At 68.2% G+C, this 17,595-nt stretch carries 15 protein-coding genes and 2 pseudogenes; 10 read left to right on the top strand and 7 right to left on the bottom strand.

Features of this window, described 5'->3' with window-relative positions:
- Positions 1 to 60 precede the first annotated feature (60 nt).
- The 3 genes from ABZZ20_RS09025 (at position 61) to ABZZ20_RS09035 (ending at position 1,581) form a co-directional block, all read left to right on the top strand.
- Positions 61 to 432 carry a thioredoxin domain-containing protein gene (locus ABZZ20_RS09025; protein ID WP_356868327.1) on the top strand — a complete coding sequence of 124 codons (372 nt, stop codon included), beginning with the start codon at positions 61 to 63 and terminating at the stop codon, positions 430 to 432.
- A gap of 189 nt (positions 433 to 621) precedes the next feature.
- Positions 622 to 1,020, top strand: a complete 399-nt coding sequence (locus tag ABZZ20_RS09030; protein ID WP_356868329.1) for a DUF302 domain-containing protein — start codon at positions 622 to 624, stop codon at positions 1,018 to 1,020.
- Between the two features lie 204 nt (positions 1,021 to 1,224).
- Complete coding sequence (locus tag ABZZ20_RS09035; protein WP_356868331.1) at positions 1,225 to 1,581, top strand: carboxymuconolactone decarboxylase family protein; 357 nt, start codon at positions 1,225 to 1,227, stop codon at positions 1,579 to 1,581.
- Positions 1,582 to 1,951: 370 nt separating this feature from the next.
- Here the strand turns inward: ABZZ20_RS09035 and ABZZ20_RS09040 are convergent, their stop codons facing one another.
- Together ABZZ20_RS09040 and ABZZ20_RS09045 are read right to left on the bottom strand one after the other, a co-directional pair.
- A complete protein-coding gene (locus ABZZ20_RS09040) occupies positions 1,952 to 2,137 on the bottom strand; it encodes a hypothetical protein (protein ID WP_356868610.1) in 186 nt (61 codons plus the stop codon).
- A 273-nt stretch (positions 2,138 to 2,410) separates the two neighbouring features.
- Positions 2,411 to 2,563 carry a TrkA C-terminal domain-containing protein gene (locus tag ABZZ20_RS09045; RefSeq protein WP_356868612.1) on the bottom strand — a complete coding sequence of 51 codons (153 nt, stop codon included), beginning with the start codon at positions 2,561 to 2,563 and terminating at the stop codon, positions 2,411 to 2,413.
- Between the two features lie 152 nt (positions 2,564 to 2,715).
- Between ABZZ20_RS09045 and ABZZ20_RS09050 the strand changes: the two genes are divergently transcribed.
- From ABZZ20_RS09050 to ABZZ20_RS09065, 4 genes are all read left to right on the top strand, one after another.
- Positions 2,716 to 3,921: an FAD-dependent oxidoreductase gene (locus tag ABZZ20_RS09050; protein WP_356868333.1), complete on the top strand. Its 1,206-nt coding sequence runs from the start codon at positions 2,716 to 2,718 to the stop codon at positions 3,919 to 3,921.
- A gap of 94 nt (positions 3,922 to 4,015) precedes the next feature.
- Complete coding sequence (locus tag ABZZ20_RS09055) at positions 4,016 to 4,168, top strand: hypothetical protein (RefSeq protein WP_356868335.1); 153 nt, start codon at positions 4,016 to 4,018, stop codon at positions 4,166 to 4,168.
- 35 nt (positions 4,169 to 4,203) lie between these two features.
- On the top strand, positions 4,204 to 5,301 hold the full coding sequence (locus ABZZ20_RS09060; protein ID WP_356868337.1) for a hypothetical protein: 1,098 nt from the start codon (positions 4,204 to 4,206) through the stop codon (positions 5,299 to 5,301).
- A gap of 10 nt (positions 5,302 to 5,311) precedes the next feature.
- On the top strand, positions 5,312 to 6,268 hold the full coding sequence (locus tag ABZZ20_RS09065; protein ID WP_356868338.1) for a sigma-70 family RNA polymerase sigma factor: 957 nt from the start codon (positions 5,312 to 5,314) through the stop codon (positions 6,266 to 6,268).
- A 1,496-nt stretch (positions 6,269 to 7,764) separates the two neighbouring features.
- Here the strand turns inward: ABZZ20_RS09065 and ABZZ20_RS09070 are convergent.
- The gene (locus tag ABZZ20_RS09070) at positions 7,765 to 8,082 is read right to left on the bottom strand and encodes a hypothetical protein (protein WP_356868340.1); all 318 of its coding nucleotides are present in this window, start codon (positions 8,080 to 8,082) and stop codon (positions 7,765 to 7,767) included.
- Positions 8,083 to 8,260: 178 nt separating this feature from the next.
- On the opposite strand from ABZZ20_RS09070, the pseudogene ABZZ20_RS09075 reads away from it, so the two are divergent.
- The 3 genes and pseudogenes from ABZZ20_RS09075 to ABZZ20_RS09085 all read left to right on the top strand — a co-directional run.
- A pseudogene (locus tag ABZZ20_RS09075) lies at positions 8,261 to 9,489 on the top strand (IS701 family transposase); the annotation flags it as partial.
- Between the two features lie 242 nt (positions 9,490 to 9,731).
- Entirely contained in the window at positions 9,732 to 11,132 is a 1,401-nt protein-coding gene (locus ABZZ20_RS09080) for a DNA-binding protein (RefSeq protein WP_356868342.1), read from the top strand.
- Positions 11,133 to 11,225: 93 nt separating this feature from the next.
- On the top strand, positions 11,226 to 12,872 hold the full coding sequence (locus tag ABZZ20_RS09085; protein ID WP_356868344.1) for a PE-PGRS family protein: 1,647 nt from the start codon (positions 11,226 to 11,228) through the stop codon (positions 12,870 to 12,872).
- On the opposite strand, the gene ABZZ20_RS09090 is transcribed toward ABZZ20_RS09085, so the two are convergent.
- From ABZZ20_RS09090 to ABZZ20_RS09105, 4 genes and pseudogenes are all read right to left on the bottom strand, one after another.
- Positions 12,802 to 13,644 (bottom strand): PE-PGRS family protein, encoded by an 843-nt coding sequence (locus ABZZ20_RS09090; RefSeq protein ID WP_356868345.1) that lies wholly within the window; start codon positions 13,642 to 13,644, stop codon positions 12,802 to 12,804. The two genes, ABZZ20_RS09085 and ABZZ20_RS09090, sit on opposite strands and share 71 nt — an antisense overlap.
- A 61-nt stretch (positions 13,645 to 13,705) precedes the next feature.
- Entirely contained in the window at positions 13,706 to 14,131 is a 426-nt protein-coding gene (locus ABZZ20_RS09095; RefSeq protein WP_356868347.1) for a restriction endonuclease, read from the bottom strand.
- 317 nt (positions 14,132 to 14,448) lie between these two features.
- Positions 14,449 to 15,090, bottom strand: a pseudogene (locus ABZZ20_RS09100) (RICIN domain-containing protein); the annotation flags it as partial.
- A 41-nt stretch (positions 15,091 to 15,131) separates the two neighbouring features.
- Positions 15,132 to 17,495: a non-reducing end alpha-L-arabinofuranosidase family hydrolase gene (locus ABZZ20_RS09105; RefSeq protein ID WP_356868349.1), complete on the bottom strand. Its 2,364-nt coding sequence runs from the start codon at positions 17,493 to 17,495 to the stop codon at positions 15,132 to 15,134.
- Positions 17,496 to 17,595: the final 100 nt, after the last annotated feature.

Genomic DNA, 17,595 nt, shown 5'->3' on the forward strand with positions numbered 1-17,595 from the left:
CCCTACACCCGTTTAAGCTCCCATATACCCCACCGGGTATATGGGAGGAGAGTGGAACCCATGCCCACCGTCGAGCTGACCAAGGAAAACTTCGAGAAGACCCTCACGGGCTCGGAGATCGTGCTGATCGACTTCTGGGCCGGATGGTGCGGACCCTGCCGCATGTTCGGCCCCGTCTACCAACGGGCGGCCGAGCGCCACCCGGACATCGTCTTCGGCAAGGTCGACACCGAGGCACAGCCGGAACTCGCCGGCGCCTTCCGGATCTCCTCCATCCCCACCCTGATGGCAGTCCGCGACCGGACCGTGCTCTACGCACAACCCGGCGCACTGCCGCCACAGGCCCTGGAGGAACTGATCACCAGGATCCGTTCCGTCGACATGGACGACGCCCACCGGCAGGCCGCCACCCGCACCGCCGGGCGAAACTGACGCCCGGAGCGTCACCACGAGGCCGGACCGAAAGACCGAACGGTCCCTCAGCACCTGTCGTCCGCCTCTGGACGGGTGCGTCAGGCCATCATGCTGTTCGCGGCCCAACCCTGGGCCTACTGCCGGCAGCACGACGACGGGATCGGCCGCATGCCGAAGCGGTCGCCGTCCGAAGAATGAGGTGAAGACATGCACTACGACCGCACCATCAAGGTCGCCGGAACCTTCGACGGGACGGTGGAGACCGTCCGGCGCGCCCTCGCCGACCAGGGCTTCGGCATCCTGACCGAGATCGACGTCCAGGCCACGCTCAAGGCGAAACTCGGCCACGACATGGAGCCGTATCTGATCCTCGGGGCGTGCAACCCCCCACTCGCCCGTCAGGCACTGGACGCCGACCGCTCGATCGGGCTCCTGCTCCCCTGCAACGTCGTGGTCCGCACCGACGGCGACCAGGTGATCGTGCAGGCGATCGACCCCGCGACCATGGTCACTCTCACCGGCGTCGACGCCATGACCCCTGTCGCGGACGAGGCGGCGCGCCGCCTCGACGCCGCACTCGCCACCGTTGCAGAAGGCAGTACGTGAGCCGTCGGCATGCCGCGCAGAGCTGACCACCGACCGCACCCGAGGCCGCCGCACGGTGCGCCCCGACGGGCTGTCCCCTGGGGGCCGCGTCGAACTGGCTCCCGGCGGGGTGCGGCGCAACGATGGAGGCACGGACCGACCGTCGGCCCTGTGCGGGAACCGTTACGGAAACACGTCGGCGGGCCGCCATAAGGGAGACTCATCATGTCGTACGGCACGCAGGTACAGGACGAACTGCGGACACCCGCCCGCGAGCTGCGGCGCGCGATCCCGCAGGTGTACGAGGGCTACAAACAGCTTCACGACAGCGCGCTGGAACCCGGTGCGCTGGACGCCAAGACCAAGGAACTCATCGCACTGGCCATCGCGGTGAGCAAGGAGTGCGACGGCTGCATCGCCCATCACGCCCAGGCCGCCGTCCGGCACGGCGCGACCGAGCAGGAGGCGGCCGAGGCGATAGGGGTCGCCATCTTGATGAACGGCGGGCCCAGCACGGTCTACGGACCGCGCGCCTTCGCCGCCTTCCGCGAGTTCCAGGAACAGAAGACCACCGCCGCTTGAGGCCCTGCTGGTGGTAGGGCCAGGCGCGATCCCGACAGCACGCCGCCAGGCCGGTGGTCCGTGATCACACATCAGCCATGCCGGAGAGGCCTGGAGTCGAGGCTCGGAACAGATGCCTGCCGCGCGGATCGCCGTCCGGCCCGGGGACGGACGGCGACCTCGGAGCAAGGGCCCGTCGCGTGGGAGCGGCGGCAGACCACGCGAGTACTCGACGTGCAGTGCGCGCACTCCGCTCTTCGCAAGAAGGAACTCTTGGTGGCACGCATGCCACGCCTCGGATGCCGCGAGCCCCACCGCCGCGCTCTGCTCACGAACCAGAGCCGGCAACCAGGTTGACGCGGCCACCGGCGACCCGCCGGGCACCAGCGCCCTACAGACGAGTGGCTGACCAGCCGATGAGGACAACCGCGGTCACCACGATGCCGATCAGCCCGGCCCAGCCGCCCACCAGCGCACACGCCGCCACGACGATGAAGGCCCCGAACATGATCGCCGCGAATGCCCCTACCGACAGACCGCGGTCGTCGTCACTGTCGGCGGATCGGGTCTTCTTCATCCAGTCCACGTCAGAGACGGTATCCAGTACCGCCAACGCAGGCTTCACCCGGCCCGCCTACCAGCGGCAGAAGACCGACCCCGACAGGGGCGCCGCGCATGCCCTTGATGATGTGGCCGCTCGCAGCCACGCCGGGCCGTGAGACCGGTCGGCCGGCAGGCTGCCCGGTGCCGAAACCCGCCGTCTTCCCCGCTCACACGGTCTGCGGTCCCTCGGTAGGGGCGTCCCGCGCGTTGCGCCGCCGGCCCCGGACAGCTGTGATGGCGCCCGGGCTCAGTTGAGTTCGGCGTAGGTCTCCACGTCGCGGGTCTTGCCCGTGACGATGATGACGTCGCCTTTCGCCGCGACGGTCTCGGCGGTGGCGTGTGTGAAGTCGTTCCCGGGGCGTTTGATGCCGATGACGGTGATGCCGTACCTGGTGCGTATGGCTGCCGGGCTTCATCGATCGTGCGCCCGCCCCGAACCGGCCTGGCAATAGCCCTGTCGACCCGTGACCCGCATCACATCCAGTTCTGTCAGGAATCGGGGCGTTGTTCCGCTCAAGTCACCGGAAGCAAGCGAACCGACAGGAGCGAGACATGAAGCACCGCATCGTCGTCCTTGGTGCCGGCTACGCCGGGGCGTACGTGGCCGGGACCCTGGCCCGCCGACTGTCCCCGGCGGACACCGAGATCACCGTGGTCAACGCCGAGCCGGCCTTCGTCCAGCGGCTGCGGCTGCACCAGCTCGCCGCCGGCCAGGAGATCGAGGCTCCACAGCTCGCCGAGGTCTTCGCGGGCACGGCGATACGGCTGCGCCGGGCCCGTGTCACCGCAGTTGACCCCGAGCTCCGGGTCGTCGCCGTGGCCGATGCCGACGGCGGCGGCGAGCTCGGCTACGACACGCTTCTCTACGCGCTCGGCAGCCACGGCGCCGACCACGGCGTCCCCGGTGTGCCCGAGCACGCCTTCGATGTCGCCGCCCGGCCCTCCGCGCTGCGCCTGCGCGAGCGCCTGGACAGCCTGAGCAAGCGGGACGAAGGCCGGAGTGTCCTGGTCGTCGGCGACGGGTTGACCGGCATCGAGACCGCCACCGAGATCGCCGAATCCCGGCCCGGCCTGTCGGTGACGCTGGTCGCCCGCGGAGAGCTGGGCGCCCCGCTCTCCGCCGGAGCCCGCAGCCACCTGCGCCAGGTCTGCGATCGGCTGGACATCATCGTCCTGGAGCACACGAGCGTCGAAGCCGTCGAAGCGACGCGGGTGCTGTGCGCCGACGGTACCGTCCTGGCGTCCGATGCAACCGTGTGGACGGCCGGGTTCGCGGTCAGCCCCATCGCCGCCGTAAGCGGGCTGGAGGTCACCGAGGACGGCCGGATCGTCGTCGATCGCACCATGCGGTCGCTCTCGCACCCGAACGTCTACGCCGCCGGTGACAGCGCCTACGCCATCGGCGACAACGGCCGGCCACTGCCGATGTCCTGCGCTTCGGCCGGCTACACCGGCCGGCAGGCCACGGACGCGATCGTGGGACGCCTGACCGGCAGCAAGATCGCGAACACCAGGCTGGAGTACCCGGGCAACCACATCAGCCTCGGGCGGCGGGACGGAATCCTGCAGATGGTCGACCATGAAGGGCAGGCAAAGCCGAAGTACATGGGCGGCCGCAAGGCCGCCCGGATCAAGGCGGGCATCGTGAAGATGTCGCTGTGGGCCACCTCGCACCCGACCTTCGGCCTGCCCAAGCGCAAGCACCGCCTGGCCGCTGCCGCCTCGGATGTGTCCTTCGCCGAGAAGTCGGTCGCGTAGCTGCGTCCCCAGGCTCACTGGGCAATACACCCAGGCCTTGTTCCAAGACCTTGAGCCACTCGACGCGCCGTGCCCATCCAGCGAAATCACCGTGGTGAACCCGGCACTCATCCCCTGCCTGACCGGTGAACTCGACGACGTCCTGACAGTCCATCTCAAGAAGGCCCGCATCAGCGGCTTCTGCTGCGACCGCAATCGGGAAGAGCTGACCCGCGCCGAGACCGAAACCCAGCTCGCCCGGCGATGAACCCCTCCTCTGAAGGAGAAGGAAGGTAAGGAAGCATGTCCACTCAAGCCGCAGCCCCGGCCAACGCGTCGCCCTCACCCTGGTCGAGTGTGGCCAGGGCAGTCGCCTTGCTCACGGTGAGCATCAGCCTGCTGCTCACCGCCTTCGCCTGGCCGTCAGTACGCTCATCGGTGCATGATGTGCCGATCGCCGTCGCCGGGCCCGCACCCGCCGTCAAGCAGATCACGCCCTTACTCGACCAACGGCTTCCCGATGGTTTCGACGTCACCGAGGTCGCCGACACGGCCGCCGCCGAACAACTGATCCGCGACCGCAAGGTGTACGGGGCGATCGACCTGAGCTCCGGCACCCCACAGGTCATCACCGCATCCGCCGCAAGCACCGCAGTCGCGCAGACCCTGAACAGCATCGCGACCGGTCTCGGCCAGGGACAGGGAAGCAACACTGCGGTCACCGCCCGCGACCTCATCCCGCTGCCGGCCGGTGACCCGCGCGGCGCCGGACTGTCCGCCGGAGCCCTGCCGCTGGTCATGGGCGGCCTACTCGCCGCCCTGCTCTTGACCAGGCTCGTCCGAGGCAACCTCCGCCGCGTCACCGGAGCGTTCGCCTTCGCCATCACCGGCGGACTTGCCGTGGCAGCGATCCTGCAGTTCTGGCTCGGCTCACTCGACGGCTCCTACTGGGCCAACAGCGGCGCCATCGCTCTGACCATCGCAGCCACCTCCCTGAGCATCCTCGGCCTCGAGTCACTGCTCGGGTACGTCGGCTTCGGCCTCGGCGCCGCCACGATGATGCTCATCGGCAATCCCCTGTCGGGCGCAGCGACCGCACCCGAGATGCTGCCCGGCTGGTCCGGCGCCCTCGGCCAACTGCTGCCCCCCCGGGGCCGGAGGCCAACTGCTGCGCTCCACCGCCTTCTTCGACGGCCACGGCGCCACCCGCTCCGCCACCGTCCTGGTGGCGTGCCTCACGCTCGGCGTGGTGCTGTGCCTGGCCGGCAACCTGCGCCGCCGTCCTACCGCCACCGTCGAAGACAGGGACGCACAGCCGGCCCTGCACGCGACGGTCTGACACCACAGCAGCCACCGGCCTGGGACGTCCCCGCCCAGCGGCACAGAAAACGGCGTTCTTAAGGTGGTTCACATGGACAGCGCCGCCACTGATCATTTCGACACCAGTCGGTTCGAGGCCAGCCGGAACAGGCTGGCCTCGCTGGCGTACCGGCTCCTGGGCTCCGCCACCGACGCCGAAGACGCCGTGCAGGACGCGTTCCTGCGCTGGCAGGCCGCCGACCGGCAGCGGATCAAGGTGCCGGAAGCATGGCTGACCAAGGTCGTCACCAACGTGTGCCTCGACCGGCTCCGCTCGGCGCAAGCCCGCCGCGAACGCACCGCCGGCGCCTGGCTGCCCGAACCGCTCCTCGACGGCGACCCGATGCTCGGCCCGGCCGACACCTTCGAGCAGCGCGAATCGGTCTCCCTGGCCCTGCTGACGCTCATGGAGCGCCTGTCCCCCGCCGAACGGGCCGTCTACGTCCTGCGCGAAGCGTTCTCCTACAGCCACGTCGAAATCGCCGAGATCCTCGACATCACCGAGTCCGCGAGCCAGCAGCACCTCCACCGGGCCCGGCGCCGCATCACCGCCGCCCGCAGCAGCGGCGCCGAAGTCGACGCCGCATCCGCCCGCAGGATCGTCGAGGAGTTCCTCGCCGCCGCCGCCTCGGGCCGCACCGAACGGCTGGTGGCGCTGCTCACCGACGACGCGACCGCGATCTCCGACGGCGCCGGCGGCCTGGCCGAGAAGCTGCTGCGCTACGACACTCCGCAGCGCATCGCCGCCGTCGTACGGGCCGGTTTCAAACCCACAGACGCGAAGCGGCGACTTGCCGGTGGCACGCCCGCCATCCACTACGCACTCGTCAACGGCGCCCCCGCCATCCTCTTCGTGCTCGGCGACCAGGTCGTCGGCTCCACGATGTTCGACATCATCAACGGCAAGATCGCAACCATGCACGGCATCGCCGCCCCCAACCGCCTCGCCCGCCTCACCGAAGCCTGGCGGCAGCACGAACCGGATGCCCCGCTCGTCGCCCAGTGGTGACCCCACGCCACCGGCCAGGCCCAGCACCCGCGCTGACCGCTGAGCCAGCCGACCGGGCGTCACGGAACACAGCGACCTTCCCACGTGCCAATGCCGGACGCCCCCGTCTTTCCTAGGTGCTCGCTCGTGAAACAGGCGACCGGCTCCACGGGCGGCGATCATGCTCCATGAGTTGTTGCAAGCCGTCGACCGCGGGCTCCCGCCCGTGGTACATGCAGTACGACGGGAACCGGGGCGGGGCGGCTCGGGGAGGCTGAGACAGCGGCACAAATAGCGGGGGATGACCGGTTGGCCGAGCCGGCGATCCCCCGCACCATTGATGGTCCACCGCCACCACCTGCCCGCCAGGCGACCCGTGCCACTCGACATGAGCTACCTCAGGCGGCCTCCCACAGGCCGGCGTAAAGAACTCGGGCGTCCTGCGTGATGCTGCCGGGCATGAGGTGCCGACAGGTGCGACAGGTTTCCTCGACGGACTTGCGCCCATCCACTCGGCGACATCGGTGATCGACATTCCTTTACCCAGGGCATTTGATGCGAAGTGGTGACGGAAACCAGGCCCTGAGTTGAAATCGGTCGCCCCGGGCACGGTGACGCAGTTCCTCGATGACCTTGAATCCAATGGCGTCGACCGCGGCAATCAAGTGAATATATGCCGGATCCCGAGAAGCTGGACTACAGCACCAAGGCTCTTGCGGTGGCCGACAAAGATGATGGTCGGCTGCAGTCTCCGCAATGGTGAGGAGCGCGCCGTGAATATCAACAACGTAGTCACGTTTCCGCGTATTCCTGAACCGCCTTCTGCACCAATTCACGGCGGGCCTCGGCTACGGTTTGGGCCGCCTTCACCTTGGCCTTGCAGAACACCGGGCGGCACTCTATCGCGGCGTCCTGTGCACTGAATCCGGTCTCCTCGCGTTACTTCCCCACCGCATCCCGGAATCGGATCGTGTACGTGTGGGAGCAGCGCGCCTGCCTCGCGCAGTCGGAGGGCTTGAAGAACTCGCTCATCCCGCGGGCGAGCTGTCGAACCATGAGCGGGAGCCTTCCGGAGCCGACCGGACGACCGCCGGCCCGGTCCCCCGCTGTCTCGCCCGGAGGTCAACATCGACGGAACGGGGTCCGGTCTCATGCTGAGTGTTTGCTTATCGGAAGCCCCTCGGAACACTCAGGGACTGATGCTGATCAGATGCTGAGATACCTGACAATGCATCAGACCCATGAGAGCGCGCAGGACCACTCATTTTCCCCTGGAATGGCAATTCGCATATGAGCGATCTGATCGTCCAAGCAGGCGGACTCGGCACAGACCCGGTATGTGCCTCCCGCACTGAGACATGCGATGCCGACTACCGGTCTGCCGCGAATCCGAGTCAGTCTGGCCATATCGGTGCAGCTAGCACTCCAGCTGTAGATCGTGATCTTGTTGGTGGGATGCCGGGTCGCGGTCGGGCTGATTCCCGTCTCGATCGGTCCGGTCCGACGCGCTTGCCGTATCAGCTGGACTGGTCTGGGGAGGGGTAGCCGACGTTGTCCGTGTAGAAGCGTCCCTGCTCGCACAGATCATCGATCTCAAGGTTCTCTTCCTCGCTGAGTTGCTCATCCAGCGCGACATCGATGACGTACCGGGCCCGGGACAGTCGCCGCGGGACATCCCAGTCGAAGATGAATTTGCCGACGGTGTACTCGTCGGCGGTTCCGGATCCCATACGGGATCCGAGTCGGTCGAGGGACACCACAAACTCGTTCAGGTCCTGGAGGACGGCGACGACCTCGTTGAGGGGTATGCGGATCTCTCGGGAGGACATGTCCATCGGCCGATTCAACTCCAGAGCTGGTACTCCGGCCCAGATCGCGGTCTTGCTGGTCGGGACTGGTCCGGGAACGGATGCGGCCACCGTTGATCATCGGTGTGTGAAGACAGAAGATCAGACGGTGGCCGCCGGTCACAGCATAGATCTCGGCCGCTGGCAGGAGACGTTCGAGGTCCTGATGGGCCGTATCGCGGGACGGTTCGGCCGGGTAGAACCACGGTGCCGGACAAGGGCGTTCGTGCTCAGGTTACTCTCGGAGCTGCTGCGCAAGAACTGCTGGACGCTGGCCGAGCATGCCGGGGACGCGAACCCGTACGGCCTGCAGCACCTGCTGTCGCGGGCCAGGTGGGATGCCGACGCGGTACGCGACGACATTCGCGGCTTCGTCGTCGAGCACCTGCGCGACGCCGAGGCGGTGCTGGTCGTCGACGAGACTGGCGACCTCAAGAAGGGCGCCGCCACGGTGGGCGTGCAGCGCCAGTACACCGGCACCGCCGGACGCATCGAGAACAGCCAGGTCGCCGTCTACCTCGCCTACTCCACCCCGCTCGGCCACGCGGCGATCGACCGGGAACTGTATGTCCCGCGCTCCTGGACCGAAGACACGGCCCGCTGCCAGGCCGCCGGGATCCCTGACACCGTCGGCTTCACCACGAAACCCGCACTCGCCGCCCGCATGATCGGCCGCGCCCTGGACGCTGGCGTCCCCGCGTCCTGGGTGGCCGGCGACGAGGTCTACGGAGGCAACCCGCACCTGCGGACCGCTCTGGAGAAGCGGCAGGTCGGATACGTACTCGCCGTTGCCCGTGACCACCAGATCACCACCCGCGCGGGCAAGTTCCGCGCGGACACCCTGGTCAAATGGCTGCCGAGACGAGCCTGGCAGAAACTCTCCGCCGGGGCCGGAGCCAAGGGCCACCGCTTCTACGACTGGGCCCTGGCCGACATCGTCGACGACCGGCCCGGCCACCACCAGCTGCTTGTCCGCCGTAATCGGCGCACCGGCGAACTCGCCTTCTACCGCTGCTATCAGCGACCCAGGTCCCGCTGTCCACCCTGGTGCAGGTCGCCGGACGCAGATGGACCGTCGAAGAGACCTTCCAGTCCGGCAAGGGCCTGGCCGGACTGGACGAACACCAAGTCAGACGCTGGACGTCCTGGCACCGCTGGGTCACCCTCGCCATGCTCGCCCACGCCTTTCTCGCCGTCGTCCGCGCCGACGAAGCCGCCCGCTGCCCCAGGCCGGACGAGCTGATACCGCTCACCTGCAACGAGATCCAACACCTGTTCAACGCACTCATCGGTCGGCTCGTCCACGACACGACCCACCAGCTCGACTGGTCGCACTGGCGACGCCGCCACCAGGCCCGATCCCAGGCCAGCCACTACCAGCGACAAGCCCTCAGGCATGAAGATCGCGAACTACAGCTGGAGTACCAGGCGGCCATTCTCGCTCCAGATGTGCAGGTGCACGCCCGGTTTCGGCAAACTGCCTCGGGCAGGGGCGGAAGGCATCGAAGTCCCGGAACCCGGCTCCCCGACCCCTCCGTGATCTACCGCAAGGAACTGCCCCGAGGCGAGACCTGCACATAGGCTCAGGACGGCCAGCGTGGCAGCGCGCGGCTGACGGACTGGGGCAGGGGGACAGCGTGGATCATCTCTTCACCGTCGACGGGGGCTCGGCCACGCCCGTCTCATCGACCGCGCTGGCAGCGGAAGGCCTCCTCGAACGACAGCACCTCCAAGAGTGGGTGATCGCCAACCCTCAGGTCCTCGGCGAGTCGGTGCTAGTGATCACCTCCGAGTTCGACCGGTGGGCCGACACGGACGGGGTGCCGGCGCGGGACCGGCTGGACGTCCTGGGACTGGACGCCACCGGACGGCTCGTGGTCGTCGAGCTGAAGCGCGGAACGGCCGACCGGGACGTCCACCTCCAGGCGATCACCTACGCCGCCCTGGTGTCCAGGTTCGACCTCGACACGCTGGCACAGGCACACCGCGACTTCCGGAAGGGCAGGGGCGAGGTCCTCGAACTCGCCGAGTGTCGGCAACGCCTCCTGGACCACGTGGACGGGGACTGGAGCCCGGAGCTCCTGCAGCGTCCCAGACAGGTGATAATTGCCGCCGACTTCCCCAAGCAGGTCACGCACACCGTGGTCTGGCTGTCGGAGATGAACCTCGACATCGACCTCATCCAGGTGGGGCTGTGGAGGGTGAAGGACCAGCTCGTCGCCAGCTTCACCAAGGTCTACCCCACGCCGGAGGTGGAGGAGTTCACTCTCGCCCCGGCCCGGATCGAGGCCAAGGCGGCGGCCCAGAAGCTGGAGGAACGCTCGCGGGCCCGGAACGCCGTGCATGTCATCGTCGGCGCCGGACTGCTCCCGGACGACACCCTGCTCACGCTGACGCCGAGGCACGGCGTGACCGAAGGCATCCGCGAAGAAATCCTCGTCTGGGTAGGTGAGGACGACAGCCGAGCAAGTGTCACGTGGAACAACAACACCGCCAAGCCGCTGATGTGGAGGGCTGACGGCAAGCCGTACACCCCAACCGGACTGGCCAACCACATCTTCACCAGCGTGACCGGCCGCAAGGCCGACGGCATACAAGGCACCACCTGGTGGGACGTCGACACCACCCACGTCCCGGACACCGTCGACCCCGAGGAGTGGGGAACCCTGGCCGGCACCAGCCTCGCCGCCCTGGCCAAGCAGCTCAGCGGCACCGGCAAGGACTGGACGAGCCTGCACACACTCCTGGCGGCCGTCCCCGCGGGTCGGTGGACGACTTACGGGGACGTGGCAACCGTGATCGGCAGCCACGCCGTCCCGGTCGGCACCCACCTGGCCACCTGCCGCCAGTGCCCCAACGCCTGGCGGGTCCTCAATACGGCGGGCCGTGTCAGCCCCGGCTTCCGTTGGACCGACCCCACCCGCACAGACACACCCGCCGAGGTCCTGGCGACCGAGGGCATCCGCTTCGAGGCTGGGGTAGCAGATCCGACAGTGCGCGTGTCCGTGGACGCCTTGAAGGCCCTCGCCGGCAACTGAGCCCGAACTGCCGGGGAGGCCAGCCGGGAACCCGCCGCGGAAAGCCCACCGCACAGCTTGTGCCCACCAGAACGCTGACGGTACGACGATCACATGCACCGTTGGACGCCGCTCAACGATCGCCAGCTTGCCCTCCTCACACGCATCGGGGAGGGCGCTGAAGCCGTCACCTCTGACTCCCCAGACCTCGCCCGCACCACACGGGTCCTGCAGGAGCGGGGCCTCATCACCATGCCGAAGGAAGGCGGGAAGTGGGAGGCGGAGATCGTCGAGGCGGGTCGCTTCTACCTCCAGCACGGGCATCATCCGGACCGGCCCGAACCCGCGCCACGGACCCGTGCGACGGCGGCCGCCACGGCACCCCCGGAGTCTGAGCCTCCCGAGCCCGAGACCCCAGTCAAGCGGGAGCCTCGTGCGCAATATGCACCCAAGGCTCCGCAGCCCTCCTCCGCGGAGATCGGGGCAGCCTTGATCGCGGAGGTGCAGGAGGCTGGGCGCTTCCTACGCATCCCGGATCCTGGGGAGGCGGAGCGCGCCCGGTACCGGCGGGCCTTCGATGCGGCGAGACAGCGCCCTCCTGCCGGATACCACCTGAAGTACACCGGGCGGGCCAAGGGAGACATCTGCTTCGGGCTGCTGCGGGTGAGTGGCGAGGACGACACGGAGTGGAACCGGATCAGGCTCGCGCGCAGCAGGACTCTGACCGACATCGACGATGTGATCGCCGCAGTCGAGAAGGACCACAGCGCCTTCGAGGTCTCGGAGGAGGTACTCCCCCGGGTTCTGTCCCTGCTCCGACTGTTCGCCGAGCGCGCCTTCGCCCTCCATGGCGAGATCAAGGTCTCCAAGAAGCGCAAGCAGCCGCGGCCGCTGCTCACCGTCCATGGCGTCACCTACGAGATCAACTTCCGTGAGCGGCAGCAGCAGGTCCGGTACGTGCCCAAGCAGCCGGGCCAGCGCGCGTATGACTGGCAGCGGGTGACGTCAGCGCACCGGGTCGAGCCCTCCGGGGAGCTCGAGTTGCGCCTCGGCATCAAAACGGAGTGGGCCGACACCGGCAAGAAGCGGCTGGAAGACCAGATCGACGAGGTCTTCAAGGTGCTGAAGGCACGTGCTCAGGAGCAGGAACGGGCCAGGCTGAAGTACGAGGCGGACCAGCGCCGCTTGCAGGAGGAACGCGAGGCGGAGCAGCTTCGGCTGCGGGAGGAGCGGGCGAGGCAGGAAGCCGAGCGCCAACGGCTGGAAGGGGAGAAGCGGCAGCGGCGTCAGGAGAGGTGGGAGGCGGCGGTCAGCGTGGCGTCGATCAAGGCGGTGGACGCGGCGCGGGCCGAGACGTTCGGGACGGCTCTTGACCAGTGGCGAGCCGCCGGTGAGATCCGGGCCTTCTGCGACGCGCTGGACGAGGCCGCTGCCCAGGCGGATGACCCCGTCGAGGCGGAGAGTCTTCGGGAGTGGTCGGCCTGGGGGCGGTCAGAGGCAGACCGGATCGATCCCGTCCTGAGCCGCAGGGGGCTCCGCGGGCGGAACTTGCACGCGGAGCCGACGGGTGACCAGCTTCGTCCGTTCCTCGACGGCTGGCACCCGCATCGTCCCGAGAAGGAGAAGCCGCCGTCGAAGCCCGCTCCGGCCCAGCCCGAGGTACGGCCGGAGCCGGAGCGCTCGCGGGCGTTCAGCGACGAACGTCCGGACCAAGGGTGGAGATATGGACGCCCAGGTCGCGCTCAATGGTGGAGGCGATGACACCGTGGCCCCGATCGCGGAGCGCCTTTACGGCCCGCTCGACCAGTTCCCCGAGTCGCAGCACCTCCGCCCTCAGGGCCACCAGCTCGTCGTGGCGCTCTGCCTTCTCCTGTCCGCACCACTCCCGCACCGTGCGCAGGGCTTCCTGATCCGCGTCCAGCCTTCGGTCGTCCCGACGCTGGTAGCCGTACCAGGAAGATCGGTCGCGCTCCTCTTCCATGGCTCGCTGCCGCCGGTCGACCTCCGGGAGGATCTCGTCGGCCAGCCGCTGGGCGGCCTGGCGTGCGATCCGCTCGGTGATCGGCCAGCCCGCCAGGGAGCAGCCTTTGCGGTCCTCGTGGAGCATGGGGTCGTCGCGCAGTCGGGCAGCGTCCATGCCGACGAGTGGCGCGGTCTCATCGACGTGCCCCAGCTCCAGGACGCCTGCGTCGGCCACGGCCTTACGCAGACGTAGCCGCCCCTTGGGCCGGACGAAGCCGAGGATCATCCGGGCCGCCTCGAATTCGGCGCTCCCCCGCACTGCCCTCGATGCCTCGGTCAGAGTCAGCTCCGCCGCGTCGTCCGCCCGGAAGGAGTCGACGTCAGCCCAAAGGTCGAGCAGACAGCCGGGACTTACCCATTCCTGGAGGCCAGCCGCATCGCCATCCAAGAAGCGCACGTGGACGCTCCCGGATCTACCGGCGCCGCCTACTCGGACGATCTCCACTCGGCGCAGTGCACCACCCAGTTCCTTCGGCCTTGCTCGATAGGCCCAGTGCTCCCCGATCTCCATGGGTCCATTGAGCCAGTCCGACGACTCCTGGAGGCCGTCAACGGCAGAATCCGGGCTGCGGCTATCCGTACGTCTCCTTCCGCCGGACGCGATGTTGGCGGCCTCCCTGGCCGGATCCATTGACAAAGGCGAGGGAGGACAATGCGGCGCCGTTGTTCCACAGGCCGAGGTGGTCGCGGTGGACGGCCAGGACGCCGTTCTGCACAGCGCAGCGCTCGGCAGGGCCGCTGAAGTAGGTGGTGGTCACGAAGATCGCGACGTCGGCGCCGAAGTGCACTTGGGAGCCAAGGAGGTTGCGGACCTCGCTGTTGGAGATCTTCCGCTTCGGGTTGTAGCGCTTGCACTGGATCACCATGGTCCGGCCGTCGGGAAGCCGTCCGCGGACGTCCGCTCCGTCGTCGTGCGAGCGACCGACCCGGCGCACGTCGGTGCATCCGTCCCGTCGGCACAGACCGGCCACAAACTCCTCGAAGTCCGGTCCGTCCATCGCGTCGACTTGGGTGAGCGTCCGGTGGCCAGTGTTGACCGCGTCCTCGTGGCGCCACGTCCGATCACCGCTGCGGACGAGCCGGTCCGTCTTCCACAGTCACCAGCCTCCTGCGGTCACCGCCGCTATGACCAGGGTCCCGACGAGGTAGGGCCAGATCACAACCCATGACGACGTGAGCACGCCGAGGACAGCGATGCCGCCGACGGCTCCCACAGCGAGCCGGTCGTCCCTGCGCTTACGCCGGGACGACCGGCGCTTCGGCTTACGAGCTGCCACCCGTTTCCTCCCCCTGGTGTCGGCCGCCAGTGTGGGTGAGGGATCCACTGCTCGGCGGCGGCGTCACAGCGGTCGGCACCGCCCATGTCGGTACGCGCGTACAGCAGACCCTTCTCCTGGGGTTTGAACACCAGCCCAGTGACATAACCGCCGCCCACCACCTGGGCGTTCCGCCACGTGTCCGGGCCGGCCGCGGCCGACTGGGCAGCGGCCACCAGGCCGCTCACGCGGGAGGTGAAGGTGACGGCCTCGGAACCGCTCACCGCATCGATCCGCCACTCCGGCGAGGGGGAGGATCCGTCGGTCTGCTGCTCGGCGACGGCCGACCGGCGGTCGCGCCGCCCGCTGTGCCAAGCACCTTGCGGCTGTTGCGGTTCACCAGCTCGTAGTAGCCGTCCCTGGTGGACCTCAGCCGCCACTGCTGGTTGGCGGTGTTCTGGTCGGTCCACTGCTGGATACGGGTGCCGTCGGCGGTGGAGAAGCGGTTGACGTCCAGCACCTTGCCGCTGCGCACCGAGACCAGCCGGTAGTAGGCACTACCGGCTGGTCTCGGCCTGCGAGTCCTCCTACACGAACAGGAAGTACGGCACGAGGACGGCTGGCACACCGAGCGGCAGACCGGTGGCGCTCCAGCGACGGCGGTGACGCCCGCGGCGCCCGCCGGCTGTGGCGTTCTTCATCGAGAGGTGTTCTCCTTGCAAATCACCGTGGATCAGGCAGGTCAGCGCTGCAGGGTGAGGACACCCGGCCGGTACGGCAGTCGGTCGTAGGGGCCGCCCGCGTTGGGGGACTTGCCTTGGTAGAGGAACTGCAGGTTGCAGGGGTCGATGGTCATGGTCTGGTCGGGGTTGTTGCGGACCAGGTCGCCGTGGCTGATGTCGTTGGTCCAGGTGGCTCCGCTGTTGGCCTTGCCTGCGAAGGGGTTGCTCTCGCTGGCGGCCTGCGGGGTCCACGAACCGCTCAGGCTGGAGGCCGTGAACGAGCGGAAGTAGCGCTGCTCATTCGCACCCCGAGCCTCAACGATCATGAGGTACTGGTTCTGGCCCTGGACCTTGTAGACCTGCGGCGCCTCGAACAGGTTCTTCGCCGTGTCGCTCATGACCGTCGTGTACGACGAGCCGAAGCTGCCCGGGAAGTTTCCGATCGGCATGCTCGCCCGGTAGATCTTGCCGTTGTCACCGGCGAAGAACAGGTACATGTTCTGGTCGTCGGCGATCAGGGTCTGATCGATCGGGCCGGTGCCGGAGTCGGGGAGGCTCCCCGTGAACAGCGGCTGCGGCGCGGACCAGCCGTTGGGGTTGGTGGGGTCGCTCGACAAGCGGTAGCTGAAGGGCGACGCACCCCACTGGTACGCCAGCACCCAGATCTTCTTCGGCGCGAAGTAGAACAGCGTGGGCGCCACCGCGTTCTGGTTCATCTTGGTCTGGCCGGCCGACGCCATGTCCGACCAGTTCGTGAAGGGACTGAACGCCATCGAGCCGTACGAGGTTCCCTCTGCGCTCGACGCGTAGACCACGTGCTTGCCGTTGTGCACCACGTGGGTGAAGTCCTTCACCGCGGCCCATCCGTTCGACGGTTGTGCGAGGGCACCCGTCGAACTCCACTTGTACGTCGAGGGAAGAGCGCACGTGCCGCCGCCCGTCCCGGACGGGGCGGTCCACTTCTGGTTGTCGACGGACGCGCAGGAGTACAGCTGGATCTTGGTGCCGTTGGCGGTGGCCGCGCCGACGGCGTCGAGGCACAGCCCGGACTGGACGCCGGCGATCGTGCCGTTGGTGTTGATCTTCCACTGCTGGTTGGCGCCGCCGTTGCAGTCCCAGATGACCACCATTGTGCCGTTGCTGGTGCCCTTGGCCATGGCGTCCAGGCACTTGTTGCCGTAGATCATCAGCTGCTTGCCGGAAGTGTAGGTCCAGCGCTGGTTTGTCTGTCCGTTGCAGTCCGACAGCTGCGCCTGGGTGCCGTTGACAGTGGTGGAACCGTTGATGTCGATACAACGACCGGAGGGGACGCCCTTGATCTGCCCGGTACCGGTTCCGCCGGGCGTCCCGCCCGGGCCGGTACCGGAGGCGGCCTTGAGGGCGTTCATGACGGTGGTGTAGGCGGCCTTGGGGTTGCCGTTGTTGTCGAACAGCAGGGGACTCTCGCCGCTGCGCCAGGAGTCGCTGTCACGGATGCCCCACACCGTGATGCCGGTGCACCGGGTCACGGACAGGCAGGAGTTGACCGCGTTGGCGTAGTTGGTGGACGACGCCTGGGCGATGTCCAGCTCGGTGATCTGGACGTCAACGCCCAGGGCGGCGAAGGCGGACAAGGTGGTCTGGAAGCTGGACGGCGGACCGCCGGTCCCGAAGTGGCTCTGGAAGCCGACGCAGTCGATCGGCACGCCGCGGGACTTGAAGTCCCTGACCATGCTGTAGACGCCCTGGGTCTTGGCGTCCGACCAGTTCTCGATGTTGTAGTCGTTGTAGCAGAGCTTGGCCGAGGAGTCGGCCGCCCGGGCGGTGCGGAACGCCTCCTCGATGAAGCCGTTGCCCAGCACGTTCTGGAACACCGAGCTGCGGTGCTGGCCGCTGCCTCCGTCGGCGAAGGCCTCGTTGACCACGTCCCAGGCGTAGATCTTGCCCTTGAAGTGGGTCATCTCGGTGGTGATGTGGTTGTTCATCACGCTGCGCAGCGTGTTCGCGTCGCCGATGGAGCTGACCCAGGACGGGAGCTGCGAGTGCCAGACCGTGGTGTGGCCGCGCATGCGCTGGCCGTGTGCCATGGCGCGGTTGACGATCTGGTCGGCGGGGCCGAACTTGAAGTTGCCGCGGGACGGTTCGATGGCGTCCCACTTCATCTCGTTCTCCGGGGTGATCATGTTGAACTCCCGGTCCGCTATCGCGGCGTACTTCGAGTCCCCGAGCCTGCCGGCGGCCACAGCGGTGCCGAAGTACCTGCCCGAGGGGGCCGCCTGCGTACCCAGGGCGGCGGCTCCGGCGGAGCTGGGCAGGAGCGTCAGGGCACCAGCCACCAGCGCCGCGGCCGACAGTCCTATCACCGCTGTTCGGCGACGCCGGCCGAGCCGGTGCAGGCCCTTCATGATTCTCCTCGGGGGCCGCGAGTCGCCCTGGGTGCCGTGATCGTGCGCGCATCGGCCGGTACGGCCTGATCCGTCGCGGGTCGGGTGCGGGGCAGGGCGT

Source organism: Streptomyces sp. NPDC006430 (assembly GCF_040612395.1).
Lineage (GTDB): Bacteria > Actinomycetota > Actinomycetes > Streptomycetales > Streptomycetaceae > Streptomyces.